The following is a 24,886-nucleotide window of genomic DNA, read 5'->3' on the forward strand; positions in this document are numbered from 1 at the left end:
CCGACGCGGATTGATCGGCCCCGAATTGATCGACCTCGAACAGAAACAGGCGGAGCCGGGGGAGGCTCCGCCTGTCGTCGACTCCGGCGCGGGGAGGGGGCCGCGCGCCGGGAGGGGGGATCAGGGCAGATCCGTCACGCGGATCAGCATGGTCTCGCCGGAGCTGTCGTCCACGCCGTCGTTGTCGGTGACGATCCAGGCGGTTCCCTCGGCGTCGAAGGTCAGGCCCTCGACCTTGTCCAGCACATAGCCGCCGTTCGAGAGCAGATCCGGGAGCAGATCGCGGACCACCTCGCGGGAGACCACCGGAAGCTCGCCGCCCAGAGGCGCCGGGTTCAGCTCGGAGACCGGAACGCGGGTGACGACCTTGGTCGCGGCCTTGTCGCCGATGAGGTTGTCGCGCTCCAGCAGATAAACGTAGTCGCCGCGGGTCGCGATCTCGGAGAGCCCCACCCAGCCGGAGGTCGGCGCCGCCAGAGGATAGCGCACCGCGCCCCATTCCTTCGTCGCCGGGTCATAGGAGACGAGCTTCACGAAGCCCTTGGGATCATCGCCCCATTCGCGCTGGATGGCGATCCAGAGCCGGTCGCCGACCCACGCGATTCCCTCGGCGCCGAAACGCTTGGCGTGATTGGTGAGTTCGGTCGGGAAGGCGACCTCCTCGACGATCTCGCCGGAGGCGTCCACGCGATAGAGCGCATGCGGGACGTTCTTGTCGAGATCGCCTTCGTTGGCGATCCAGAAGCCGCCTTCGCGGGCGAGGGTCACGCCTTCCATGTCGAGGCCGAGCGCCGGAGCGCCGCCGCGAGTCACGCGCAACGCCGAGGTGATGCGGGCCGGGGTCTGGGTCGCGTCGATGGTGTAGATGGTCGGCTGAGCCTTGAAGAAGCTGTCGTTGACCGCGTAGAGGCGGCCCGGAGCCTCGGGGTCGGCGGCGAGGCCGGACAGAGCCGCCCAGCCGATGCGCTCATCCGCGCCTTCGGAGGTGAGGTAGGGATAGCGCGCCGGGCCTTCCGCACGCTGGAAGATCATGACATGGGCGCGGGCGGCGCCGTCCTCGCCGAGGTCGGTCTCGTTGGCCGAAACCAGCAGATTGCGCGCCGGGATGGTCGCGTAGCCTTCCGGCCCGACGCCCGAGGGCAGGACCTGCAGCAGGACCGGATTCTTCAGGTCGGTCACGTCGTAGACGCCGACCGCCGAACCGCGCTCGGAGCCGATGAAGAGCAGCGGCTGATCGCCGTAACGGGCGAAGGCCACGGATTCCGGCTCCACGCCCTTGGCGTCGGAGCGCTTGTCCGGGTAATGGCCGAGGGCGATCAGGGCGTGCTCGAAGCTCGCGCCGGATTCAAAGACCACTTCGCCGCTCTTGTTGAAGATGGTCCAGCCGCGCGAGCCGCCGTCCATGTCGCCTTCATTGGCGGTGGCGAAATGGTTCTCGTCGATCCACTTGACCGAATCCGGCTCGCGCTTGCGGCCCGGCTGGCTCTCGGTGAAGATCAGCGCGCCTTCGTCGGTGGCGTCGATCTCTGTCAGGTCCACGGCGCCCGCGGAGAAATGGCTCAGGATCGCGCCGCCGCGACCCACGACCGCGATATGGTTGTTCTCCTGGAGTGTGACCACCGTCTCGCCCAGGGCGTTGATGTCCACGAATTCCGGCTCGGGATCTTCCGGCGAGATCTCGGCGAGGCCGGTCATGTCGACATGGCGGCCCGAGGCGCAATCGACCACGCCGTCCTTGATCTCGGCGAGGTAGAGATATCCGGCGGGCTGCTGGCCCACGCGGCCGTCGCCGAGATCCTCGTCGCGCTCGTTCTCGATGGCGACCGCGAGGAAGCTTCCGTCCGGCGCGATGGCGACGCTGTCGGGCTGGCCGCCGAGGTCGCAGCGCGCGACCTCCTTGCGGCTGGCGAGGTCGATGGCGACCAGATGGCCCGAGGTCTCGATGAAATTCTTCGAGGTGTTGGCCGCCACGAAGGCGATCTGGCCCAGCACGCCGACCGAGGTCGGATCGCCGCCCACGTCCACATTGCCGAGCGCCTTGGGCGCGGCGGGATCCGTGATGTCCACGAGTCCGGCGACGCCCAGCGGGCCGTCGGTGTAGACCAGCGTGTTGCCGTCGCCCGAGACGGCGATGATCTCCGCCGAGGTCTCGCGGGCGCGGTCTTCGCCTTCGGCCATGTTGAGGCTCGTGGCGAAGCTGGCGACGCGGTTGAAATTCTGTTCGGCCTGAGCCGCTCCGGCGCAGAGCGCCAGCACAGAGGTCAGACAAAGCGTGTGAAGGCGCATCCAGCTTCCCCGTAAAGTGAGATTCCGTGCGAGCCTTGTGGCGGAGAGCGGCGACGAAGGAACGAAGCTTTCATGACGTTTCCATGACGTCAGACGTCGAATTGCTCCGGCCAGTCGCGAAAGAGCGCCACCTGTCCCTCGCGGCGCAGACGCCGCACCTGCGCGAGGTCGATCTCGCCCTGAAGCCAGAGGCTCCGCGCCGTGAAGATCTCCGGGCTCTGGGCGTGGACGCCGTCCGGAGACATGCCGTGATCCGCCGGGACGTAAAGCGCGGCGCGGCCGAAGTTCTCGTCCACCGAGGGCGACCAGGGCGCCACACCCGCCGTGGAGGAGACCAGGACCGCCGTCTGATTCTCCAGCGCCCGCGCCTGAGCCCCGATCCGCACCCGATGGGCTCCGGCTTCGGCGTCGGTGCAGCTGGGCGCGAGGATCAGATCCGCGCCCATCTCCGCCAGACGCCGCGCCAGCATGGGGAATTCGTTGTCGTAACAGATGAGGATCCCCAGGATTCCGAGCGGCGTCTCGAAGACGCGCAGGCCCTCCCCGCCCGCCGCGACGCTCCATCGCTCCCGCTCGAAGCGGGTCATGATCAGCTTGTCCTGCCAGCCGAGAAGCCCCTCCGGCCCGAAGAGGAAGGCCCGGTTGCGATAAAGCCCGTCCGGATCCCGCACCGGCGCCGAGCCGGGACAGAACCAGACGCCATGGCGCCGCGCGATCTCCTCGCAAAGCGCCAGCCAACGCGGAATCAGCGGCTGCATCCCGGCCATGGAGCCGTGAAGGTCGCCGCGCTGCGGTTCGGGCAGAAGCCCCGTCAGGGTCATGGCGGCGTATTCGGGCAGCAACAGCAGTTCCGACCCCGCTTCGGCGGCCGCGCGCGCGAGGCCCTCCAGATGGGCGGCGTAGGACGCCCAGTCCTCGAAGAGCTCTATGGCGTATTGGCAGGCGGCGAATTTGACCATCAGCGGATGTCCTTCAGCCAGCAGGACATCGGCTTGAGGCTCTCCGCCGCCTCGCCGAGGTCGCGCCATGAGAATTCCGTGCGCAACTCCGGGTGATGGACATAGCCGCGCTTGCGCCAGAAGGCGTCCAGAGGCTGATAATCTGCGGGGCGCAGGGGATGGTCCTGCGGGCGCTCGACGGCGCTGAAGCTGCAGAAGTCATGAACCCCGGAGCTTCGGGCGAAGCCTTCGCGCTCCTCGAAGAAGCGCACGCCGATTCCGCGTCCGCGATATTCCGGCAGCAGCACGGATTCCCCGTAATGGAGGATGCGTCCGACGTTCCAGCCCGCCGCGCGGAAGGGGCGCTGAAACTCCTCGGTCTCCTCGCGCAGGGGCATGGCCGTCGAGGCGCCGACCACCTTTTCGCCGTCGAGGGCCAGCACGAAGAGGCTCTGCGGCGAACGGGCGTAGATCGAGAGATATTTGCGTTCGTAGGCGGGATCGCCTTCATAGAGATAGGGAAAGGCCCGGAAGACCTCGATGCGCAGCCGCGCCAGATCCTCGAACCAGGGTTCGGCCGCCTGTCCCTGAAAGGTCTCGATCCTCACGCCGTCATCCGTTTCGCCAGGTTCCATCCTGCGCCAGACCCTAGCAAAGAGCCTCTTCAACCCGCAAACCGGAAAGCGATCCCCATGAGCGCCGAAGCAGTCATCCAATCTTACTACGACGCCTTCAATCGCGGAGACGTCGAGGGCTTCCTCGATCTCCTGACCGAAGACGTGATCCATGACGTGAACCAGGGCGGCCGCGAGATCGGCAAGGCGGCTTTCCGCGCCTTCGTCGCGAAGATGAGCCGCTCCTACAGGGAGACCCTCACGGAGATGGTGGTTTTCGGCAGCGCCGACGGAACCCGCGGCGCCGCGGAGTTCATCGTCAACGGCGCATACATCGCCACCGACGAGGGTCTGCCGGAGGCGAAAGGTCAGAAATACGTGCTGCCCGCCGGAGCCTTCTTCGAGATCCGGGACGGCAAGGTGGCGCGCATCACCAATTACTACAACCTCGAAGACTGGATCGACATGGTTTCGGCGGGCTGAACCCCCGAGGCCCTGCGCTCCGAGGCGGTCTGCTCAGGGCGCGGGGTCGCGCCCGATCTCGGCGAGATAGAGCCGCACCGCCTCCTGGACATGGCGGAAACGGTCTCCGCCGAGATGCTTGCCGCCGAACCACCGCGTGACGATCACGAGATGTCCGCGCAATCCGGCGCGCTCCAGCATGCGCAGGATGACCATGCCCGCTCCGGCTTCTCCGTCGTCGTTCTTTATCTGTTCACGGTCGAGCAGGAGCGCCCATGAATTATGCGTGGCCCTGGCGAATTTCTTCTCGCGCTTCAGCTCCTTGAGGAGGGCCCTGGCCTCCGCGTCGGAGGCGCAGGGCGCGCCCGAAACCGCGTATTTCGAGCCGCGGTCGCTGATGACGTTCTCCAGGATCAGCATGGGGTCCTTTCCGCTGGCCGAGGGGGGGCGGGCGCGATCATGACGCCTCGCGCGGAGGAAGGCGACCCCCTCGCGTATGAGCTGGCCCGCATCCGGGGGAAGCGCTGCGCTGATTCGTTCCGGCGCCGGAGGGGTTGTCTCGACGCTGTAAGGAAATTCTCCTTTCCGGAGATCATGGAGATTTCACCTTTTCCGGATGGTGATCCTGTCACATGATTCAACTTTTGCATGTTATAATGCGGTATTCTCCTTCAGGGGATCGGAGAGCGGGATTCCCTTCAGGGATCCGCCTCCCTCCGGAGCCTCGGGAGCCTTCTGCGACATTCTGACAGGCCCCCCGACCGCAGATCGCAGGCGGCGAGGGCCCGGCGCGGCGCGGACCGTCAGAAAAACTTCATGTTTCATCGCTTTAGGAGGAGAGGTCCGGAATCGCGGGCTCTCCTGCGCCTTTCTCCCGGCTGCAGGCCGCGCGATCACGCTTGCTTGAGCCCCCGCCGCCGCCGCCTTGCAAGATGAAAAAACGGTCATTAAGCAGCCCTTGCAGAGATCAGACGCAGCTCGCCGCCACGCATGACCTGAGAATCCATCCTTTTCATGCGAGGCCCATCATGCGCCGTCAGATTGCGTCGCTCCGTTCCGCCACGGCGGTCGGGGCGCTTCTCGCTTGCGCCGTTTCGACGGCTTCCGCGCAGAGCGTCGTCCCGCCGACCTACGTCGAGAGCGCCGAGGCGGTCGAGGCCGTCGGGGTCTTCCAGACGCCCTCCGACGTGATCGTCCTGGACGAGATCGTCATCCTCTCGGCCGCCGAGCAGCTGCGTCAGGCGCCGGGCGTCTCGGTCATCACCGAGGAGGACATCGAGCATGCGCCGCCCGCCCGCGACCTCGCCGAACTGATCCGCCAGATGCCCGGCGTGGCCCTGACCGGAAACTCCTCTTCGGGCCAGCGCGGCAACCAGCGTCAGATCGACCTGCGCGGCATGGGCCCCGAGAACACCATGATCCTCATCGACGGCAAGCCGGTGATGTCGCGCAACGCGGTGCGTCCGGGGCGTTCGGGCGAGCGCGACACCCGCGGCGACTCCAACTGGGTCCCCGCCGAGCTGATCGAGCGCATCGAGGTGCTGCGCGGTCCGGCGGCGGCCCGTTACGGCTCGGGCGCGGCGGGCGGCGTGGTGAACATCATCACCAAACGCCCCGTCGAGACCACGGCCTCCCTCTCGACCTATCTTCAGGTTCCGCAGCATCGCGAGGAAGGCGGCTCGCGGCGCGTGAACGCCATGGTCGGCGGGCCGATCACCGACCGGCTCTCCTATCGCCTGACGGCCGGCGGCTCCTGGACGGATCCGGACGACGCCGACATCAACGAGGAGGCCCTCGCAGAAGAGACCGGGGCTCCGGTGACCAACGCTCCCGCCGGACGCGAAGGCGTCGTCTCCTACGAGGTGGGCGGCCTGCTCTCCTACGACGTGAACGACAATCACCGCCTCGACCTCGGGCTGGACTACAGCCGCCAGGGCAACCGCTACGCCGGAGACACGCTGCTCAGCAACACCAGCGATCTGGTGGACGCCCTCGCCAACCAGGGCGCCGAGACCAACGTCATGGAGCGCACGACCCTCTCTCTGCGCCATCAGGGCTTCTACGACTTCGGCTCCTCCGACAGCTACGTGCAGTGGGAGCACACCGAAAACGAGCGTCTGGGCGAGGGTCAGGCCGGATCGGGCGAGGGCATGATCAACACGGACACCGGCTTCACCACCATCAAGCTGGACAACGTGGCGGCCAAATCCGAATTCGACGTCCCGCTGGAGATCCTCCGCCCCCAGACCCTCACCCTGGGCGCCGAATATCGCGGCGAGTTCATGACCGACGACCGCGGCAATCCCAACGAGGACCTCACCGCCGACGCGCATCTCTTCGCGGTTTACGTCGAGGACAACATCCACGTCGCCGACGACCTGATCCTGACGCCCGGCCTGCGCCTCGACCATCACGACAGCTTCGGCTTCAACCTCAGCCCGAGCCTGAACGCCGCCTATCAGATCACCGACGAGATCACCCTCAAGGGCGGCGTGGCCCGCGCCTTCAAGGCGCCGACGCTCTATCAGCTCAATCCGCATTACCGCTACAACTCGCGCGGCAACGGCTGCCCTCCGGGGCTCGGCCAGTGCGAGGTGCTCGGCAATCCGGATCTCGACGCCGAGACCTCGATCAACAAGGAGATCGGGATCGGCTACGTCGGCGAAAGCGGCGTGCAGGCCAGCCTGACCTATTACCACAATGATTATAAAAACCGCATCCAGGCGGGCATAGATCCCGTGGATCCCAGCCTCAACAGCGGCCTCGGCTCCCTGAACACCTTCCAGTGGGAGAACAGCGGCCCGGCGGTGATCTCGGGGATCGAGGGCAGCCTGACCCTGCCTCTGCCCTTCGTGGACGGGCTGGTCTGGTCGACCAACTTCACCAAGCCCATCAAGCGCGAGAACAAGGAGACCGGTCAGCCCATCTCGCTGATCCCGGACTACACCATCAACAGCGCCCTGCGCTGGCAGGCGACCGAGGATCTCGGCCTGACCTTCTCGGCCACCCTCTACGGCGACATCGAGGCGCGCACCATCGACGTGCGCGGCGAGCCCATCGCGAATCCGGCGCCTCCGCGCGACGCCTATGCGCTCTTCGGCGTCTCGGCGGACTACAAGGTCAACGAGAACGCCAGCGTGGTGGCGGGCGTGAGCAACCTCTTCGACGAGCGCCTCTTCCGCACCGAGGGCAACAACGGCGCGAGCACCTACAACGAGCCGGGCCGGGCTTTCTACATCGCCCTGCGCGCCGGTTTCTGATATTTCGCAAGCCGCTGAAGCCAGTCTTCCCAGCCACAGCGCCCCATCCGCGACATCATGAGGAGGCTTTCCATGGCTTTCGTTCCTTCCCGTCTGCGGCGCGCTCTGGGCGCGTCGAGCCTCGCGCTTCTGGTCTTCTCCGCTCCGGCGGGCGCGGAGTCGATCTTCACCGCTCCTTCCGACGGCTTCGTGGGTTCGGTGCGCGGAGGCTCCAGCGCGCAGGGCCAGCCCCTCTACAAGGGCGGCAAGGCGACCATCTCCGGCTCGCGCCTGACGCCCGGCCAGCAGATCACGCTGATGCGCGGCGTGACCATCCTGAATCCGGAGGCGCCGCTCGTCGTGGACGCCGAGGGGAATTTCTCCCACGAGATCCAGATCGACGACGAGGCCGCCACCGGCCTGCAGCCGATCCTGGTGATCGGCGAGAACCCCGCCGCAGCCGAGGTGATCGAATTGAAGATCTCGCCCGAGGTGCCGCTTTCCGGCGTCGAGAAATTCGACATCGCCAGCGCTCCCGCGACGCGCGGCCTCTATCAGGTGGCCTTCAGCCCGAAGAGCGGCGCGGTCTATGTGGCCGCCGCGGTGGGGCGTCCGCCGGTGCGGCAGTCGGCGCTGCTGAAGGTCGACGCGGAGACCCTGGAGACCCTCGCCACCGCGACGCCGCCCGTGGCGCCGGCTCCTCCGCCGCGTCCCGGCGCGGGCGGCCCCGGCGGGGCGGGTCCGGGCGCGGGCGGTCCGGGCGGCCCCGGCGGCGCGCCTCAGGACGACCGTCCGCCGCTCTTCGCGGTCTACGGCGTGGGCGTGGACGACGCGAACGGCCGCGTCTGGGTGACCAACACCCGTCAGAACACTCTGGCGGTCTATGATCAGGCCGACCTCTCGCTGGTCAAGCAGTTCGACCCCGGCCTCGCGACCCATTCCCGCGACGTGGTGGTGGACGAAGCCAACGGCCGCGCCTACGTCAGCACCAGCTTCGAGAACCACATCGTCGTGATCGACACGGCCACGCTGGAGATCCTGGAGCCTGTCGTCATCCAGTCCGGCAAGCGCGGCGAGACCTTCGGCACCATGAGCCTCGACCTCGATCCGGTGGGCGGCAAGCTGGTGACGGTCAGCATGGGCACCAACGAGGCGGCCGTCGTGGACGTCAGGACCGGCGAAGCGAAGGTGATCCCTCTGCCGGGGGCGCGCGGCGCTTCGGGCGCGGCCTATGATCCGCAGGAAGGGCTGATCTTCGTGGCCTCGCAGCAGAGCGACAACCTGCTGATCGTCAAGGCGGAGACCGGCGAGGTCCTGCATGACGTGAAGGTCGGCGCCCAGCCGCTGAACGTGGCCTTCGAGCCGGTGGAGCGTCTGGCCTATGTGGCCAACCGCGGCGCCGGGACGATCACGGTGGTGAACACGTCGGGCGAGATCGTCGCCAATCTCGACGCGGGCAATCTGCCGAACCAGCTCCGCGCCGACGGCAAGGGGAACGTCTGGGCCGTGAACAAGGCGCGCGGCGAAGACGACCCCACGGGAGATCGCGTCTGGAGGATCCGTCCGAAGGCCCAGTAAGCCTTCGCGGTGGTCTGCGGAGGGGGAATGGTCCCCCCCCTCCGCAAGACGCGCTCTCGCGCAGGCCAGATCCGCGCGATCCGGGGCCGCAGCGCCTTTCGATCCCGACGGGATCACTTGACCCGCCGCCCTCTTTCCCTGCACATGAGCTCCTTTGCACGCGGACCGCCGCAAGGCGGAGGAGGCGCCGGATGAACCTCCGGGCGTCCAGAGCGTCGGGGGATCTTGAGTGACGCAGCTGCAGGACGCCGCCGCCGAGATGAAGGGGCCGCTTGTCGGCGTGGGTCTGTTCAGCGCGGCGATCAATCTGCTGATGCTGACCGGTCCTGTCTTCATGCTCCAGATCTACGACCGGGTGTTGTCCAGCCGCTCCACGGCGACTCTGGCGACTCTCTTCGGCGTGGTGATCTTCCTGTACGGGCTGATGGGTCTTCTCGATCATTGCCGCGGTCGGGTTCTGGCGCGTCTGGGCGCGCGGTTCCAGATCCGGATGGATCCTGCGGCCTTCGCGGCGGTGCTGCATCAGGCGGATCATCCGGGGTTGCGCGAGCGCCCTGCGGGAGCCCTGCGCGACGTGGGCGCCATCCAGACCCTGATGGGGTCTCCGGCGATGGGCGCGCTCTTCGATCTGCCCTGGACGCCGCTTTTCGTGCTGGCGCTTTTCCTCTTCCATACATGGCTCGGCCTTTTCGCGCTCGCGGGGATCGCGGTGGCGCTGGGTCTGGCGCTGCTGAACCAGAGGCTGAGCCGCGCCCCGCAGAACGAAGCCGCCCGCCTGCTGGCCGAGGCCGAGGCCCGCACCGAAATGACCCGCAAATCCATCGAGACCGTCCGGGGGCTCGGCATGGTGGGGACCCTGACGGGGCTGTGGCGGCGGGCGCGGGAAGGCGCTCTGGCGGCGCAGATGGAGGCCTCCGACGTGGGCGGCGCCTCCGCCGTGGCCACGCGGACCTTCCGGATCTTCCTGCAATCGGCGATTCTGGCGCTCGGGGCCTGGCTGGTGCTGCGCTCGGAGCTGGAGCCGGGCGAGATGATCGCCAGCTCCATCGTGCTCGGACGCGCCCTCGCGCCGGTGGAGCAGATCGTGGGGCAATGGCCCCAGATCCAGAGGGCGGCGGCGGGATGGCGTTCGCTCAAGGCCCTCTTCGAGAGCGGAGCCCGTCCCCGGATTCCCATGCCTCTCCCGCGTCCGGAGCCGCGTCTGACGGTCGAGAATCTGGCGGTCGTTCCCCTGGGTTCTCTGGCGCCGGTCCTTCAGGGCGTCGGCCTGAGGGCGGGTCCGGGGGATTGCGTGGCGGTGATCGGGCCTTCGGCTTCGGGGAAATCCGCCTTCGCCCGGGCTCTGACGGGCCTCTGGCCGGCGGCGCGCGGCGAGATCCGGCTCGCGGGGGCGGATCTGCCGCAATACGACCGCGACCGTCTGGGGCGTCTGATCGGCTATCTGCCCCAGCAGGTCGAGCTTTTCCCCGGAACCATCGCCGCGAACATCGCGCGCTTCGACCCCGATCCCGATCCTGAAGCGGTGGTGGCGGCGGCTCGGGCGGCTTCGGCCCACGAGCTGATTCTCGGCCTGCCCGAGGGCTACGACACGGTCGTGACCGAAGGCGGGGGGCGGCTCTCCGGCGGACAGCGCCAGAGGATCGGTCTGGCGCGGGCCTTCTACGGCGATCCGGTCATGCTGGTGCTGGACGAGCCCAACGCCAGCCTCGACGATCCCGGCGTGCAGGCTCTGAACCGCGCCGTCGGAGCCGCCCGCGCCGCCGGAAAGCTGATCTTCTTCATGACGCATCGGCGCTCGGCTCTGGAGCACTGCAATCTGGTCCTCGTGCTCGAAGGCGGCGGCATGCGCGCCTTCGGCCCCAGGGACGAGGTGCTGAGGCGCGTTCTTTCGCCTCAGCCGCCGCCGGGCGGCGGGCCTCCGGCTCCGCGCGGGGGGGCCTGATGGAGGAGGACAAGGCGTGGTCCGTGCGTCCCTCCCTGCTCAGGGGCGTGGCGCTGCTGGTCTTCGGACTGGGAGGATTCTCCGCCTGGGCCTTCACGGCGGAGATCGAGGGCGCGATCCCGGCGAGCGGCCATGTCGAGGTCGAGGCGCGGCGGCAGATCGTCCAGCATCCGGACGGGGGGCTCGTGGCCTCTATCTCGGTGCGGGAGGGCGAGAAGGTCGCGGCCGGACAGGAGATCCTGCGCCTGGACGGAACCGAACTCGAAGCGCGCCGGGCGGAGCTCGAAAGGGGCCTGCGCGAGGCCTGGGCCCGTCTCGACCGCCTGTGGGCGGAGCTGCACGGCGAAAGCGGGGTGGCCTATCGGGCGGAGCTGCGGGCCTCGGCGGGGGCGGATCCGGAGATCGCCGCCGTGCTCCGCGAGGAGACGCGCTTCTTCGAGCTGCGGCGCGCCTCTCTGGAGCGCATGTCCAGATTGCTCGACGAGCGGCGCAGGCGCAGCGAGGAGGCGATCCGCGCGCATTTCGTCCAGCTGGAGGCCGGAGAGATGCGCCTCCGGCTGGCTCAGGAGCTGCTCGCGGCTCAGGAGACTCTGCTCCAGAGCGGCGCGAGCGCGCGCTCGACCGTGCTGAACCTGCGGATCGAACTGGAGCGTCTGCGCAGCGAGCGGGGGGCTCAGGAGGCGCAGATCGCCGAGGCCCGGGGCGACATCGCCGGATATGAAGGCGAGATCCTCCGCCTCCAGGACGCCTGGCGCGAGGAGGCCCAGAGCATGATGCGCCAGATCCAGCCCGAGGAGGCCCGGATGCGCGAGCAGCTGCGGGTCGTCGAGACGCGGCTCGGACGGCTGGCCCTGCGCGCGCCCATGGCGGGCGCGGTGCTGGATCTGCGGGTTCATACGGTCAACGGCGTGATCGCTCCGGGGGCGGAGGCGGCGTCCATCGTGCCCGCCGACGCGCCTCTGGTGCTGGTGGTGCGGCTGGCGCCGACGGACATCGACCGGGTGCGGCCGGGGCAGCCGGCCACGCTGCGTTTCCCGAACTTCGACAGCCGCGTGACGCCGGAGATTCCGGGCCTGGTGCGGATCGTCTCCGCCGACGCCATCGTCGATCCCGCCACGGGAATCCGCCATTTCACGGCCGAACTGGAGCCCGCTCCGGAAGGGCGGGCCGCCATGGAGAAGCTGGCGCTGCGGCCCGGCATGCCGGTCGAGGCCTTCATCCTCACGGGGGCCCGGACTCCCGCTTCCTTCCTGCTCAAGCCCGTCGCCGACTACCTCGCCCACGCGCTGCGCGAGGAGTGAGGGCCCGCCTTCAGGCCGCCTCGAAGCGGCGGAGCCTCAGGGCGTTGACCAACACGAAGACGCTGGAGAGCGCCATGGCGCCCGCCGCGAAGATCGGCGAGAGCAGGATCCCGAAGGCCGGATAGAGCGCCCCCGCCGCCACCGGAATCAGGGCCGCGTTATAGGCGAAGGCCCAGAAGAGATTCTGCCGGATGTTGCGGATCGTCGCCCTGGAGAGCCCGACGGCCCGCGCCGCGCCGCCCAGGTCTCCGGAGATCAGCACCACGTCGGCGGCCTCGATGGCGATGTCCGTCCCCGCCCCGACGGCCAGCCCGACGTCGGCCTCGGCCAGAGCGGGAGCGTCGTTCACGCCGTCGCCGACGAAGGCCACGGCGCCATGTTCGCGCCGCAGACGCCGCACCGCCTCCACCTTGCCCTCGGGGAGAACCTCCGCCACCACCTCGTCGATCCCAAGCCGGGCGGCCACGGCCCGGGCGGTGCGGGCGTCGTCTCCGGTGATCATGGCGGTCTTGAGCCCCAGCTCATGGAGCCTCCGGACGGCCTGGGGCGTGGTCGCCTTGATCGGGTCCGCGACGGCGAGGATCGCCGCCAGCCGCCCGTCGAGCGCGGCGTAAAGGGGCGTCTTTCCTTCGTCGCCGAGGCGCGCGGCGACTTCGGCGAAGGGCGCGACGTCGAGGCCCAGGGCCTGCATGAAGCGCGCCGCGCCCACCTCGACGCGCCGTCCTCCGGCCAGAGCCTTCACGCCGAACCCCGTGACCGACTCGAAGGCCGAGACGGCGGGCGGCGTCAGTCCTTCCTCCCGAGCGGCCGCGACGAGGGCCTGAGCGATGGGATGCTCGGATTTCGCCTCGACCGCTGCGACGGCCTCCAGAACCTCGGCGCGCGAGAAGCCCGGCGTCAGCTCCAGATCGGTGAGGCCGGGCCGCCCTTCGGTGAGGGTGCCGGTCTTGTCGAAGGCCACGACCCTGGCGTCCTTGAGCGCCTGCAGCGCCTCGCCCTTGCGGAAGAGGATCCCCATCTCGGCGCCGCGCCCCGCGCCGACCATGATCGAGGTGGGCGTGGCCAGGCCCATGGCGCAGGGACAGGCGATGATCAGCACCGCCACCGCGTTGACCAGCGCGAAGCTTGGGGCCGGCGAGGGCCCGAAGATCAGCCAGAGCGCGAAGGTCAGGGCCGCGATCCCCATCACCGCCGGGACGAACCGGAGCGTGACCTTGTCGACCAGGGCCTGGATCGGCGGCCTGGAGCCCTGGGCCTCCTCGACCATGCGGATGATCTGCGCCAGCAGCGTGTCTCCGCCGACCGCCGTGGCGGCGAAGGTCAGGGCGCCCTTCTGGTTCACCGTCCCGCCGACCAGCTCGGCGCCGGGAGACTTCAGAACCGGAACCGGCTCTCCGGTGATCATGGATTCGTCGACGTAGCTTTCGCCTTCGATCACGCGGCCATCCACCGGAATGCGCTCGCCGGGGCGGACCTCCAGCAGATCGCCCGCCCCGACGGCGGCGATCGGCGTCTCCACGACCTCGCCGCCGCGCCGGACGCGCGCCGTCCTGGCCTGGAGTCCGACGAGCCTCTGGATCGCCTCGGAGGCGCGGCCTCTGGCGCGGGCCTCCAGCAGACGCCCGAGCAGGATCAGCGTCACGATGACCGCCGCGGCCTCGTAATAGACGTTGACCGTCCCGGCGGGCAGCAGGCCGGGCGCGAAGGTCGCGACGAGGGAGGAGCCGTAGGCCGCCAGAGACCCCATCGCAACCAGGGAGTTCATGTCGGGCGCGCCGCGCAGCAGCGCCGGAATCCCCGCCCGGAAGAAGCGCAGTCCGGGACCGAAGAGCACCAGAGTCGTCAGCAGGAACTGAAGGATCCAGCTCGTCCGCATCCCGATGGTCGAGGCGATCAGATGATGCGCGCCAGGAATCAGATGCGAGCCCATCTCCAGAATGAAGACGGGCGCCGTCAGGAGCGCCGCCAGCCGGAAGTCGCGCGCCAGCTCTTGGCGCTCCTGCTCCTTGCGGGCGGCCTTCGCTTCGGCCTCCTCCCGGGCGGCGTCGGGGGCGGCGAGGGGGCGGGCCTGATAGCCGATCCTCCCGACGGCCTCGACCAGAGCCGCCGCCCCGGCCGAGCCCCGGATCGTGGCGCGTTCGGTCGCGAGGTTGACGCTGGCCGCCTCCACGCCGGGCACGGCCGTCAGCGCCTTCTCGACGCGCCCCACGCAGGAGGCGCAGGTCATGCCTTCCACCTCCAGCTCGATCTTGCCCGGCGAGGCGACGGGAGCCGGAACGGCGTAGCCGATCCTGCCGAGGGCCTCGACCAGAGCGGCCCGGTCCACGGAGGGCTCCGCCCGGACGCTGGCCCGCTCCGTGGCGAGGTTGACGCTCGCCTCCCTCACGCCGGGGACGGCCCGCAGCGCCTTCTCGACGCGCCCCACGCAGGAGGCGCAGGTCATGCCCTCGACGGGCAGCGAGAAGCTCGTGGGTTCTCCGCTCCGGAGAGGGGCGTGGTTCGGGGCGTTCATGGCCGCCTCCTTCTTCATGCGTCCGATGTGCTCCGGGGGGATGTGGGGCTTCCCATCGTGGGAAGGTCAAGCCCCCGGATTCCCGTTTTCAGCTCTTGACCTTCCTGCGGTGGGAAGCCCTAGATCATCAGGACCGTGATTTGAAGCAAGGAGGTTCTCATGCGGCTTCATGTCGAAGACATGGCTTGCGGCGGCTGCGCGCGCTCGGTGAAGGCGGCGATTCTCGGCCTCGACGCGCAGGCCAGGGTCGAGGCCGATCCCGCGACGCGGATTCTGGAGGTCGAGACCTCCGCGCCGCTCGCCGATCTGCGGAAGGTCCTCGCCGAGGCGGGATTCCCGGCGACCGCCGTCTGAAGAGGCGCCGACGCGGCGCCCTTCGTCCTCCTCACGACCCGATCCTTCATCCTCGCGAGGAGAGACGATGCGTCTTCCCGGCTTCCTCACGGCTCTGCGCGGCCCGGCCGTTCCCCGGACGGTCTGGATGCTGGGCTTCGTCAGCCTGCTCATGGACGTTTCCTCGGAGATGGTCCAGACGCTGCTTCCGCTCTATCTGGTGAGCGGGCTGGGCGCTTCGGCTCTGACGGTCGGCTTCGTCGAGGGGATTTCGGCGGCCGTCGCGACGGCCACGAAATTCCTGTCCGGCGCGCTCGCCGACCGGATGGGCCGCAACAAGCCGCTGGCGGTTCTGGGCTATGGCCTGGGGGCGGTCTCGCGGCTGATCCTGCCTCTGGCCGCGTCGGTGGATCTGGTCCTGGCCTCAAAGGCCATCGACCGGGTGGGCAAGGGCCTGCGCGGGGCGCCTCGCGACGCCCTGATCGCCAGCGTCTCGCCGCCCGAGATCCGGGGCGCGAGCTTCGGCCTGCGCAAGTCCCTCGACACGGTGGGCGGATTCCTCGGGCCGCTGATCGCGGTGGCGGCGATGCTGCTTCTGGGCGGGCATATCCTGTCGGTCTTCTGGCTGGCGGCGATTCCGGCCTTTCTGGCCGTGGCCCTGCTGATCTTCGGCGTGCAGGAGCCCAAGGGCGCGACGCCCGCCCTCGGCTCCGCCTTCAGCTTCCGGGATTCGCTCCGGCTGAACCGCGCGGTCTGGACGGTGGTGGGCTTCGGCTGCCTGCTGACTCTGGCGCGTTTCAGCGAGGCCTTCCTTCTGCTCAAGGCCCTTGAGTCCGGATTCTCGCCCGTCTGGGCGCCTCTGGCGATGGTGCTGCTGCATGCGGCCTACGGGCTGACGGCCTATCCGGTGGGGCGGCTCTCGGACCGGATCGGCCGCGAGGGCCTGCTGATCTGGAGTCTGCCTTTCCTCATCGGCGCGCATCTGGCTCTGGCTTGGGCCGAGGGGCTCGGGCTCTATCTTCTGGGCGTCGCGCTCTGGGGGCTGCACATGGGGTTCTCGCAAGGTCTGCTCGGGGCCATGATCGCCGGGGCCGCGCCGGAGAAGCTCAAGGGGACGGCCTTCGGCGCCTTCAACCTCGTCACGAGTCTGGCGCTTCTGGGCGGTTCGGTGGCGGCGGGCTGGCTCTGGGAGAGCCGGGGCTCTGCGGCGCCTTTCCAGGTCGGGGCCTGTCTGGCCTCGGGAGCGCTCCTTTTCGCCGTCGCCAGACGGCGCTTTCCGGGCTAGAGGAGGGGGCGGCGAATCTCCGCCGGCGCCTCGATCCGTCCGCCGGAGAGGCGCGCCCCTTCCGGAGCTGGTGACGAAATGGATGGAACCGCCCTTTCCGGGGAGGGCGCAGGCGCCTCCTCATGGCCGGATCATGTGAAGGCCACGATCCTGCTCGGCCTGCCGCTGATCGGGGCGCAGCTGGCTCAGCTGGCGCTGAACGTGGTCAACACCGTGGTTCTGGGGCGTCTCGGGCCCGACGAACTGGCCGCCGCCGTGCTCGGATGGCAGGTCTTCTTCGTGATCTGGATGTTCGGCTCGGGGTTCGGCTTCGCGATCATGCCTCTGGCGGCCAACGCCATCGGCGCGCGCGATCCCCGGGGCCTGCGGCGCTTCGTGCGGATGGGGCTGTGGATCGGCTTCGCCTATGCGCTGCTGATGACGCCGCTGCTCTGGCGCGCGGAGGCGATCTTTCTGGCGCTCGGTCAGGATCCCCGGATTTCGGCTCTGGCGGCCGAATATGTGCGGGCGCTGCAATGGTCGCTGTTTCCGCAGCTGGCGATCATCGCCCTGCGCTCCTTCCTGGGGGCGCTGGAGCGGCCCGGAATCGTGCTTCTGGCGCTGACTCTGGGCGGCGGGTTGAATCTCTTGCTGAATCTGCTGCTGGTCTTCGGAGGCTTCGGGATTCCGGCCATGGGCATGGCGGGCGCGGGGCTTTCGACCTTCCTCGCGACCTCCTGCGTGGCGCTGTTTCTGGCGGCCTACGGGGCCTGGACGCCCTCCTTGCGGGTGCATGCGGTCTTCGGGCGCTTCCTGAAGCCCGACGCCGCCGCCCTGAAGGACGTCTTCCGGCTGGGCTGGCCCATTGGAATCACCGTGGTGGCGGAGGTGGCCCTCTTCAGCGCCACGGCCGTCATGATGGGCTGGGTGGGGCCGCGCGAGCTGGCGGCTCATGGGGTGGCGCTGCAATACAGCGGCCTCGCCTTCATGATTCCTCTGGGGCTCTCCGCCGCCGCGACGATCCGGGTGGGGCGCGCCCATGGGCGGGGAGATCCCGAAGGAGTCGCGCGGGCGGCTTCGGCGGCCATGGCGATCGGGTTGGCCTTCGCCTGCCTCTCGGCGCTGACCTTCCTGACGATTCCCGGGGTTCTGGCGGGGCTCTACCTGGATCTGGATTCTGCCGAGGGCGCCGCCGTCGCGCCTTTCGTGGCGGGCTTTCTGGCGGTGGCGGCCGTCTTCCAGATCGTGGACAGCGCGCAGGGGCTCTCCAGCGGGGCGCTGCGCGGGCTGAAGGACGCCCGCACGCCGATGCTCATCGCTCTGGCGAGCTACTGGGGCCTGGGCGCTCCCGCCGCCTATCTTCTGGCCTTTCCGCTCGGCTGGGGCGGCATCGGCATCTGGTGGGGTCTGGCGATGGGGCTGACCGCCGCCGCCCTGCTCATGACGCTGCGGCTGGTTCTCCAGATCCGGCGGCTTCCGGCGCGCCGGGGGCTGTAAGGAACAGGCGGTTATCGCATCGGGCGATAATCATGGACGGTTTAAATATTGGACGCTCATGGCCGCCTGGGCCATGCAGGAGAGGAGGGGTTCCGGACCCTGACGCCGCCCCAGGGCGCGTCGAGGACGAAACCCGCCCCCTTCAGATTCGAGAAGGAAAGCCTCTCCGAATTTCTTCCCCGCCTTCGCCCTGAGGCCCTGAACGGGACGCGCCCTGCGTTCTCCGGCCGAGGCCTCGCGCCTGTTCGCCTTTTTCTGAAACCCGCCGCCGGGGCCTTCCCGGCGGGGCGGCCGGATTCATCCGCAATTCACCTGAGGACCTCCGCACATGGCCAGAATCCACGCCAGCATCGTCGATCTGATCGGCGGCACGCCCCTGCTGGAGCTGCAGAACTATCGGCGCAAGCGCGGCCTCGGCGCGCGCATCCTCGTCAAGGTCGAGTATCTGAACCCGGCGGGCAGCGTGAAGGACCGCATCGCCTGGGCGCTCGTCCGCGACGCCGAAGAGCGCGGGTTGCTCAAGCCGGGTGGCAGGATCGTCGACGTGACCAGCGGCAACACCGGCATCGGACTTGCGGCGGTGGCGGCGGCGCGAGGCTATGGCGCGAAGTTCTACGCCAGCGACAACATCAGCCCCGACAAGATCCGCCTGCTGGAGCATTTCGGCGCCGAGATCGTCAAGGTCGAGAACAGCTTCTTCCTCGATCCCAACGCCCTGGAGAAGATCACGGAGCGCATCCGCGCCGAGAATCCCGAGGCCCATTTCACCGATCAGCTCGCCAATCCGGCCAATCCGAAGATCCATTACGAGACCACCGGCCCCGAGATCTGGCGAGACGCGGATGGCCAGGTGGACGCCTTCGTGGCGGGCGTGGGCACGGGCGGCACGATCTCGGGAGCGGGGCGCTATCTGCGCGAGCGCAATCCCTCGATCCGGCTCGTGGTCTCGGAGCCGGGGCCTGGCTCTCTGCCCACCGAGGAGGATCCCTATCCCGCCGAAATCGACGGCGTGCACAAGGTCACCGAGGTCGAGGCCTTCCAGCTTCCCGGCAATTACGACGGCTCGCTCGTGGATGAGGTGATCGCCCTGGAGACCGCCGAAGCCGCCGAAGCCGCGCGGGCTCTGGCGCGCGAGGAGGGGATCCTCGCGGGAACCTCGGCGGGGGCGACGCTCCACGCCGCGACCCTGCTGGCCCGGCGCCCCGAGTTCGAAGGCAAGACCATCGTGGCCCTGCTGCCCGACAGCGGCGAACGCTACCTCAACGCCCGCGCCTTCCGGCTCGCCGAGCCGCAGGCCGCCCTTCAGGCGGCGGAGTGAGCCCATGAGCGACCTTCAGGACTATCTCGTCCAGAAACGCGAGGCCCTCCTCGAGCGCCGCGCCGCCGTGGCGGCGGGCGGGCTCGGCGTCACGCCCTTCACGGCGCAGGCCCGGGCGGAGGGGCGCAGCGGCGTCCGGCGGATCCGCATCCGCGATCATCAGATCGTCTCGGACAGCCCGCCCTCCTTCGCGGGCTACGACCTCGGGCCGGGCTCTCCGGAGATCCTGCTCGGCTCTCTGGCGAGCTGCCTGACCCATACCTGGCTCATCCATGCGGCGGATCAGCGGCTGCCTCTCGAGTCCGTCGAGGCGGAGGCGCGCGGCCGGCTCGACGCCCGCGCCGGAACGCCCGGATTCGAGGATGTCCCCGTCCATCCGCACGAGATCTCCTTCACGGTGCGGGTCCTCTCCTCCGCAAGCCCCGAGGCGGTGGCCGCCGTCGAGGCGGCGGTGCGCAAGTTCTGTCCGATCCTGAATCTGCTCGGCCGCGCCGTCGAGATCCGCGGCGAGCTGATCCATGAAACTCCCGATTCCGTCCGGTCCGACGTGGCCTGACCCTGTTCTTCTTCAAGGAATTCCGACATGTCCGAATCTTCCCCTTCCTCGCGGACTTCGCGTCGCGGCCTGCTGAAGCTGGCGGGCGGCGCGGCGGGCCTCGGCCTGCTCGGCGCGACGGGCGCGCGCTTCGCTCCGGCCTTCGCCGAAGAGGTCAAGCCCCTCGCGACCCGCACGCCGATCAAGATCGCCTGGAGCCAGACCGCCGTCTGTCATTCGCCGATCTCGGTGGCTCTGGAGCGCGGCTTCTTCGATCAATACAACCTCGACGTGGAGCCGGTCAGCTTCACCGGCTCGACCGATCAGTTCCTTCAGGCCATCGCCACCGGCCACGCCGACGGCGGAATCGGCATGGCCCTGCGCTGGCTCAAGCCGCTGGAGCAGGGCTTCGACGTGGGCCTGGCCGTCGGCACCCATGGCGGCTGCATGCGGCTGCTGACCACGAAGGGCGGCGGAATCACGGATCTCGCCGATCTGAAGGGCAAGAAGGTCGCGGTTTCGGATCAGGCCAGCCCGATCCGCAATTTCTTCGCCATCCGCCTCGCCGAGATCGGAGTCGATCCGGACAAGGACGTCGAATGGCTGCAATATCCCGCCGATCTCTTCGCGGAGGCCCTCAAGAAGGGCGAAGTCCACGCCGTGGCGGGCGACGACCCCCACGCCTGGCTTCAGCGCGAGAAGGACGACCTGCTGGAGATCGGGACCAATCTCGACGACGAATATCTGAACTCCACCTGCTGCGTGCTCGGCCTGCGCGGGAGCCTGATCCGCGAACAGCCCGACGTGGCCGCCGCCCTCACCCGCGCCGTGGTCGAGGCTCAGGCCTGGACGGCCGCCAATCCCGACGAATCCGCGCGGATCTTCGCGCCGCATATTCCCTCGGGGATTCCGGCGGAGACGGTTTCGGCCATCCTGCGCGAGCACACCCACGGCCATCACTCCACCGGCGAGGCCCTGCGCCGCGACGTCGAACTCTTCGTGCGCAAGCTGCAGGCGATCAACGTCATCCGGCCCTCGACCAATGTGGAGGCCTTCGCCGCGAAGGTGGTTCCCGATGTCCTCATCTGACCTTGCGGGCCCGGTCGCGCCGCCGGAAGGAGGCGGCGCCTCCCTCTGGCGGGCGCTCGCCTCCGGAGAGGAGGCGCGGGGCTGGCTCTGGGCTTCGGCGGCGCTGCTGGGCTGGGCGGTCCTCGCGGCGGCGAGCTTCGGCCTGCCCGACAAGACGGTCGGCTTCGTCGAGCCGCTTTACGCGCGCCAGACGAGCGTCGGATTCATCCTCTGGGCTCTGGCGCTGATCGGGGTCGCAGGGGTCTCGACGGTCCATGCGGGGTTGAGGCGGCGATTCCTGCGCGCCGCTCCCTGGCTGACGGTTCTGGCGGCTTTCTTCGTCTTCTGGGAGATCGCCACCGCCAAGACCGGAACCCTCCCGACGCCCTTCTTCTCGCCGCCCAACTCCCTGGTGGAGGTCTATCTCGAAGACCACGCCAGGCTGATCGACAGCTTGTCGAACTCCATGCGGCTGCTGGCGGTGGGCTTCCTCTGGGGGGCGGTTCTGGGCTTCGTCACGGGCGTCTCCATCGGCTGGTCGCAGGTTCTGGGCTACTGGGTGCATCCGGTCCTGCGCTTTCTCGGCCCGGTGCCCTCGACGGCGCTGATGCCTCTGGCCTTCTTCTTCTTTCCGTCGAGCTTTTCGGCGGCGGTCTTCCTGATCGCTCTGGCGACCTGGTTTCCGGTGACGGTGCTGACCTGGTCGGGCGTGGCGGGCGTGGACAAGGCCTATTACGACGTGGCCCGCACGCTCGGCGCCAGTCAGCGTTTCCTGATTCTCAAGGTGGCGATTCCCGCCGCTCTGCCGAACGTCTTCGTCGGGCTCTTCATGGGGCTTTCGGCGAGCTTCTCGGTGCTGGTGGCCGCCGAGATGATGGGCGTGAAATCGGGGCTCGGCTGGTATCTGCAATGGGCTCAGGGCTGGGCGGCCTATGCCAACATGTATGGCGCGCTGATCGTCATGGCGCTGGTCTTCTCGGGACTGATCACGCTGCTCTTCGCGGTGCGCGACCGCGCCCTGGCCTGGCAGAAGGGAGTCGTCAGATGGTGAGCCTCGCCGCCGTCGAAACGGCCTCTGCGGGGGCCGCCGTCTCCGTCCGGAGCGTCAGCCATGGCTTCGACCTCGAGTCCGGCCCGCTTCCGGTGCTGGAGGACGTGCGGCTCGACATCCGGCCCGGCGAATTCGTGGCTTTCCTCGGGCCTTCGGGCTGCGGGAAATCCACCTTGCTGCGGCTGGTCGCGGGGCTGGATCACCCGAAACAGGGCGAGATCCGCGCGGACGGGCTCCCCGTCGCGGGGCCGGATCCTTCGCGGGTGGTCGTCTTCCAGGATCCGACGCTCTATCCATGGCGGACGGTCTGGCGCAACGTGGCCCTCGGGCTGGAGGCGCGGGGCCTGCTCAGGCAGGAGAGCGCCCGCGTCGACGCCGCCCTGCGTCTGGTGGGGCTTCAGGATTTCGCTCAGGCCTATCCGCATCAACTCTCGGGCGGCATGGCGCAAAGGGCCTCTCTGGCGCGGGCTCTGGTGAACGACCCGAAGATCCTGATCCTCGACGAGCCGCTCGGCAAGCTGGATTCCCTGACGCGCCTCGCCATGCAGACCGAACTGATCGAGCTCTGGCGCCGCAGCGGCTTCACGGCTCTGCTGGTGACTCATGACGTCGAGGAGGCCTTCTTCCTCGCGCAAAGGGTGATCGTGTTTTCGCCGCGTCCGGCGCGGATCCTGCGCGAATTCCGCAACGACGCCCCCTATCCCCGCAGGCGCGGAGATCCGGCCCTCGCCGAACAGCGGCGGGCGGCTCTGGCCGAACTCGGCCTCGACGCCTCCTGGTGAGATCCTGAAGGATGATGACATGAAGATCGGTCTTTCCGCCTTTCTGGCGGCTCTGAGCCTCGCCTCTCCCGCCTTCGCCCATGCGCATCTCGACAGCGCGAGTCCGGCGGAAGGCGCGGTCCTGACCTCTCCGCCCGAAGAGATCCTGCTCGCCTTCACCGAGAATCTGGAATTGGCGCTCAGCGCCGTGACCCTGCGCGATGCGGCGGGCGAGGCTCTGGAGATCCCGGCGCCCGCTCATGACCAGGGCGATCCGCGCAGCCTGCGCGTGGCTCTGCCGGATCTGGCGCCGGGGGTCTATCGGGTGGAATGGAGCGTGACCTCCGTGGACACTCATGGCTCGCAGGGCGAATTCAGCTTCACGCTGAAATAAGCCGCCGATGTCGCTGGAGGAACTGGCGCTCGCCGGGCTGCGCGGCCTGCATCTGGGCGGGCTGGCGGGCGCGGCGGGCGCCTTCGTCGTCGGAGTCCTGGCCGCAGAAGGCGGCACGCGCGCCAGACTCGCGGCCTGGGCGCGTCCCCTGCTGTGGGCGGCGCTGATCTTCGGGGCGCTCTGGTTCGCCGTTCAGGCGCAGATCCTGACGCGCAGGGGCTGGCCCGAGGCGCAGCTCCTCATGCTGACCGAAACCGGCTTCGGCCGGATCATGGCCCTGCGGCTGGCTCTGACGGCTCTGGCGCTGGTTCTCCCGCGCGGAGCCCAGACGGCGATTCTGGCGGCGATTCTGGCGGCCCTCGCGCTTCAGCCCCTCCTCGGCCATGGCGCCGCGACGCCCTGGCTCACGACTCTGGCGGGCGCGCTGCATGTTCTGGCGGGGGCGCTCTGGGCGGGAAGCCTGCCCTGGCTCCTCTGGACGCTCCGGCGCGATCCGGAGGCGGGGCTGAAGGCGGCGCGGCGATTTTCTCCGCTGGGCGTCGGGCTGGTGGCGACGCTGGGTCTGGGCCTCTGGGGGCTCTGGCCCCTGACGGGCGGGATTCCCGGAATCCTCGGCACGGATTACGGGCGCGCCTTGCTGATCAAGGCGGGCCTGCTTGCGCTCATGCTGGCTTGCGCCTTCGCCAACGGGATCTGGCTCGCGCCTGCGGGGCGTCGCCGGCTTCTGAGGCTCAGCCTCTGCGTCGAGGCTCTGGCGGGGATTCTGGTCGTGCTGGTCGCGGCCTGGCTCGCCTTGCAGCCGCCCGGCCTGCACGACCGGGTGGTCTGGCCTTTCGAGCGCCAGCCGGCTCCCGGCCTCCGGGAGGACGCCTTCCTGCGCGACAGGCTCCTGCGCATGATCCTGCCCGGGGCGGCGGCGGCGGGGCTGGTTCTGGCGGCTCTGGCGCTGTTGCGCCAGGCGCGCTGGATCGCTCTGGCTCTGCTCCTGACGGCGGGCTTCCTGCTCTGGCGGACGCCCGTCTTTCCGGCGGCGCCCTTCCTGAGGCCCGCCCTGCCGACCAGCTTCCAGACCGCCGAGACTCGCCGCAATCCGGCTTCGTTGCAGCAGGGCGAAGCGCTCTATCTGCGCGATTGCGCCTCATGCCATGGCCCGGACGCGCGCGGCGCGGGTCCGCAGGCCACGGGAGATCCCGTCTGGCCGCCCGATCTGACGGCGCCCTGGTTCCTGCAGACCCGCGACGGCGACTGGTTCTGGCGCATCCGCCACGGCATGACCAGCCGCGAGGGCGCGCCTTCGATGCCGGGCTTTCCCGGGCTGTCCGACGCCGAGATCTGGCGCCTTGTGGATCACCTGCGCGGCCGGGCGAGCGCGCGCAGCCTCGATCGCCGGGGAAGCTGGGGGATTCCGCCTCAGGCGCCCGCCTTGCGGCTGCGCTGCGCGGGAGAATCGCGACGTCTGGACCTTTCGCGTCCTCCGGGAGGCGCCTTGCTCTACTGGGGTTCGGGCGAGCCGCCTGCGGGCGTCCTGCGGCTTGATCCGGAGGCCTGCGGCGGCCTCGGGCCCGAGATGCGCGCGGCCCTCGCCCTGCTGACCGGGGGCGAGCTTCCGGCTTCTCCAGAATTCCTCATCGACGGCGAAGGCTTCCTGCGCTGGTTCTGGCCGCAGAGGCCCGAGGTCTCCGCGCTCGCCGGGGCGGCGGAATGGACGCGCGCCAATCCGGCGAAGGCCTCCGGAGGGCATCACTAGAGCTTCGTGCGGCGCAGATGATCAGAGCCCTTTCGTCCGGCGCGAA

Annotated in this window: 20 protein-coding genes; 15 read left to right on the plus strand and 5 right to left on the minus strand. The window is 69.1% G+C overall.

What is annotated here, in order from left to right; all coding sequences use genetic code 11:
• Window positions 1-120: 120 nt before the first annotated feature.
• The 3 genes from PHN62_RS07395 to PHN62_RS07405 all read right to left on the minus strand — a co-directional run bounded on the left by PHN62_RS07395 (window position 121) and on the right by PHN62_RS07405 (window position 3,832).
• On the minus strand, window positions 121-2,286 hold the full coding sequence (locus tag PHN62_RS07395) for an esterase-like activity of phytase family protein (RefSeq protein WP_300148442.1): 2,166 nt from the start codon (window positions 2,284-2,286) through the stop codon (window positions 121-123).
• A gap of 89 nt (window positions 2,287-2,375) precedes the next feature.
• Entirely contained in the window at window positions 2,376-3,245 is an 870-nt protein-coding gene (locus PHN62_RS07400; RefSeq protein WP_300148445.1) for a carbon-nitrogen hydrolase family protein, read from the minus strand.
• Window positions 3,245-3,832: a GNAT family N-acetyltransferase gene (locus PHN62_RS07405; protein ID WP_300148447.1), complete on the minus strand. Its 588-nt coding sequence runs from the start codon at window positions 3,830-3,832 to the stop codon at window positions 3,245-3,247. The genes PHN62_RS07400 and PHN62_RS07405 overlap by 1 nt, the downstream gene beginning before the upstream one ends.
• Window positions 3,833-3,916: 84 nt before the next feature.
• Between PHN62_RS07405 and PHN62_RS07410 the strand changes: the two genes are divergently transcribed.
• Window positions 3,917-4,321 (plus strand): ketosteroid isomerase-related protein, encoded by a 405-nt coding sequence (locus PHN62_RS07410; protein WP_300148450.1) that lies wholly within the window; start codon window positions 3,917-3,919, stop codon window positions 4,319-4,321.
• A gap of 33 nt (window positions 4,322-4,354) precedes the next feature.
• Here the strand turns inward: PHN62_RS07410 and PHN62_RS07415 are convergent, their stop codons facing one another.
• The gene (locus tag PHN62_RS07415; protein WP_300148453.1) at window positions 4,355-4,720 is read right to left on the minus strand and encodes a YigZ family protein; all 366 of its coding nucleotides are present in this window, start codon (window positions 4,718-4,720) and stop codon (window positions 4,355-4,357) included.
• A gap of 608 nt (window positions 4,721-5,328) precedes the next feature.
• Here PHN62_RS07415 and PHN62_RS07420 point away from each other — a divergent pair.
• The 4 genes from PHN62_RS07420 (at window position 5,329) to PHN62_RS07435 (ending at window position 12,360) form a co-directional block, all read left to right on the plus strand.
• On the plus strand, window positions 5,329-7,560 hold the full coding sequence (locus PHN62_RS07420; RefSeq protein ID WP_300148456.1) for a FepA family TonB-dependent siderophore receptor: 2,232 nt from the start codon (window positions 5,329-5,331) through the stop codon (window positions 7,558-7,560).
• 72 nt (window positions 7,561-7,632) lie between these two features.
• Window positions 7,633-9,117, plus strand: coding sequence for a YncE family protein (locus tag PHN62_RS07425; RefSeq protein ID WP_300148459.1), 1,485 nt, complete (start codon window positions 7,633-7,635; stop codon window positions 9,115-9,117).
• Window positions 9,118-9,346: 229 nt separating this feature from the next.
• Window positions 9,347-11,059, plus strand: a complete 1,713-nt coding sequence (locus PHN62_RS07430; RefSeq protein WP_300148461.1) for a type I secretion system permease/ATPase — start codon at window positions 9,347-9,349, stop codon at window positions 11,057-11,059.
• Between the two features lie 23 nt (window positions 11,060-11,082).
• Window positions 11,083-12,360, plus strand: coding sequence for an HlyD family type I secretion periplasmic adaptor subunit (locus PHN62_RS07435; protein WP_300148464.1), 1,278 nt, complete (start codon window positions 11,083-11,085; stop codon window positions 12,358-12,360).
• Between the two features lie 10 nt (window positions 12,361-12,370).
• Here PHN62_RS07435 and PHN62_RS07440 read toward each other — a convergent pair whose 3' ends face one another.
• Window positions 12,371-14,872: a heavy metal translocating P-type ATPase gene (locus tag PHN62_RS07440; protein ID WP_300148467.1), complete on the minus strand. Its 2,502-nt coding sequence runs from the start codon at window positions 14,870-14,872 to the stop codon at window positions 12,371-12,373.
• Between the two features lie 159 nt (window positions 14,873-15,031).
• Between PHN62_RS07440 and PHN62_RS07445 the strand changes: the two genes are divergently transcribed.
• The 10 genes from PHN62_RS07445 to PHN62_RS07490 all read left to right on the plus strand — a co-directional run bounded on the left by PHN62_RS07445 (window position 15,032) and on the right by PHN62_RS07490 (window position 24,840).
• Window positions 15,032-15,226 (plus strand): heavy-metal-associated domain-containing protein, encoded by a 195-nt coding sequence (locus PHN62_RS07445; protein ID WP_300148472.1) that lies wholly within the window; start codon window positions 15,032-15,034, stop codon window positions 15,224-15,226.
• Between the two features lie 67 nt (window positions 15,227-15,293).
• Window positions 15,294-16,490 carry an MFS transporter gene (locus PHN62_RS07450; RefSeq protein ID WP_300148475.1) on the plus strand — a complete coding sequence of 399 codons (1,197 nt, stop codon included), beginning with the start codon at window positions 15,294-15,296 and terminating at the stop codon, window positions 16,488-16,490.
• A 78-nt stretch (window positions 16,491-16,568) separates the two neighbouring features.
• Window positions 16,569-17,966 carry an MATE family efflux transporter gene (locus tag PHN62_RS07455; RefSeq protein ID WP_300148478.1) on the plus strand — a complete coding sequence of 466 codons (1,398 nt, stop codon included), beginning with the start codon at window positions 16,569-16,571 and terminating at the stop codon, window positions 17,964-17,966.
• Between the two features lie 328 nt (window positions 17,967-18,294).
• Window positions 18,295-19,284, plus strand: a complete 990-nt coding sequence (locus PHN62_RS07460) for a PLP-dependent cysteine synthase family protein (RefSeq protein WP_300148480.1) — start codon at window positions 18,295-18,297, stop codon at window positions 19,282-19,284.
• Window positions 19,285-19,288: 4 nt separating this feature from the next.
• Complete coding sequence (locus tag PHN62_RS07465; RefSeq protein WP_300148482.1) at window positions 19,289-19,840, plus strand: OsmC family protein; 552 nt, start codon at window positions 19,289-19,291, stop codon at window positions 19,838-19,840.
• Between the two features lie 27 nt (window positions 19,841-19,867).
• Entirely contained in the window at window positions 19,868-20,908 is a 1,041-nt protein-coding gene (locus PHN62_RS07470; protein ID WP_300148484.1) for an ABC transporter substrate-binding protein, read from the plus strand.
• Complete coding sequence (locus PHN62_RS07475) at window positions 20,895-21,938, plus strand: ABC transporter permease (RefSeq protein ID WP_300148487.1); 1,044 nt, start codon at window positions 20,895-20,897, stop codon at window positions 21,936-21,938. The genes PHN62_RS07470 and PHN62_RS07475 overlap by 14 nt, the downstream gene beginning before the upstream one ends.
• Window positions 21,932-22,720, plus strand: coding sequence for an ABC transporter ATP-binding protein (locus PHN62_RS07480; RefSeq protein WP_300148490.1), 789 nt, complete (start codon window positions 21,932-21,934; stop codon window positions 22,718-22,720). Before PHN62_RS07475 ends, PHN62_RS07480 begins: the two co-directional genes overlap by 7 nt.
• A gap of 19 nt (window positions 22,721-22,739) precedes the next feature.
• Window positions 22,740-23,093 (plus strand): copper resistance protein CopC, encoded by a 354-nt coding sequence (locus PHN62_RS07485; protein WP_300148494.1) that lies wholly within the window; start codon window positions 22,740-22,742, stop codon window positions 23,091-23,093.
• 7 nt (window positions 23,094-23,100) lie between these two features.
• The gene (locus PHN62_RS07490; RefSeq protein WP_300148496.1) at window positions 23,101-24,840 is read left to right on the plus strand and encodes a c-type cytochrome; all 1,740 of its coding nucleotides are present in this window, start codon (window positions 23,101-23,103) and stop codon (window positions 24,838-24,840) included.
• Window positions 24,841-24,886: the final 46 nt, after the last annotated feature.

The organism is Neomegalonema sp. (assembly GCF_028688855.1).
Lineage (GTDB): Bacteria > Pseudomonadota > Alphaproteobacteria > Rhodobacterales > Rhodobacteraceae > Neomegalonema.

Excerpts from the sequence above, each read along its gene's own strand:
- PHN62_RS07395 (WP_300148442.1), bottom strand. The coding sequence starts at position 2,286 with ATGCGCCTTCACACGCTTTGTCTGACCTCTGTGCTGGCGCTCTGCGCC.
- PHN62_RS07400 (WP_300148445.1), bottom strand. The coding sequence starts at position 3,245 with ATGGTCAAATTCGCCGCCTGCCAATACGCCATAGAGCTCTTCGAGGAC.
- PHN62_RS07410 (WP_300148450.1), top strand. The coding sequence starts at position 3,917 with ATGAGCGCCGAAGCAGTCATCCAATCTTACTACGACGCCTTCAATCGC.
- PHN62_RS07415 (WP_300148453.1), bottom strand. The coding sequence starts at position 4,720 with ATGCTGATCCTGGAGAACGTCATCAGCGACCGCGGCTCGAAATACGCG.
- PHN62_RS07420 (WP_300148456.1), top strand. The coding sequence starts at position 5,329 with ATGCGCCGTCAGATTGCGTCGCTCCGTTCCGCCACGGCGGTCGGGGCG.
- PHN62_RS07425 (WP_300148459.1), top strand. The coding sequence starts at position 7,633 with ATGGCTTTCGTTCCTTCCCGTCTGCGGCGCGCTCTGGGCGCGTCGAGC.
- PHN62_RS07440 (WP_300148467.1), bottom strand. The coding sequence starts at position 14,872 with ATGAACGCCCCGAACCACGCCCCTCTCCGGAGCGGAGAACCCACGAGC.
- PHN62_RS07445 (WP_300148472.1), top strand. The coding sequence starts at position 15,032 with ATGCGGCTTCATGTCGAAGACATGGCTTGCGGCGGCTGCGCGCGCTCG.
- PHN62_RS07450 (WP_300148475.1), top strand. The coding sequence starts at position 15,294 with ATGCGTCTTCCCGGCTTCCTCACGGCTCTGCGCGGCCCGGCCGTTCCC.
- PHN62_RS07455 (WP_300148478.1), top strand. The coding sequence starts at position 16,569 with ATGGATGGAACCGCCCTTTCCGGGGAGGGCGCAGGCGCCTCCTCATGG.
- PHN62_RS07460 (WP_300148480.1), top strand. The coding sequence starts at position 18,295 with ATGGCCAGAATCCACGCCAGCATCGTCGATCTGATCGGCGGCACGCCC.
- PHN62_RS07465 (WP_300148482.1), top strand. The coding sequence starts at position 19,289 with ATGAGCGACCTTCAGGACTATCTCGTCCAGAAACGCGAGGCCCTCCTC.
- PHN62_RS07470 (WP_300148484.1), top strand. The coding sequence starts at position 19,868 with ATGTCCGAATCTTCCCCTTCCTCGCGGACTTCGCGTCGCGGCCTGCTG.
- PHN62_RS07475 (WP_300148487.1), top strand. The coding sequence starts at position 20,895 with ATGTCCTCATCTGACCTTGCGGGCCCGGTCGCGCCGCCGGAAGGAGGC.
- PHN62_RS07480 (WP_300148490.1), top strand. The coding sequence starts at position 21,932 with ATGGTGAGCCTCGCCGCCGTCGAAACGGCCTCTGCGGGGGCCGCCGTC.
- PHN62_RS07485 (WP_300148494.1), top strand. The coding sequence starts at position 22,740 with ATGAAGATCGGTCTTTCCGCCTTTCTGGCGGCTCTGAGCCTCGCCTCT.
- PHN62_RS07490 (WP_300148496.1), top strand. The coding sequence starts at position 23,101 with ATGTCGCTGGAGGAACTGGCGCTCGCCGGGCTGCGCGGCCTGCATCTG.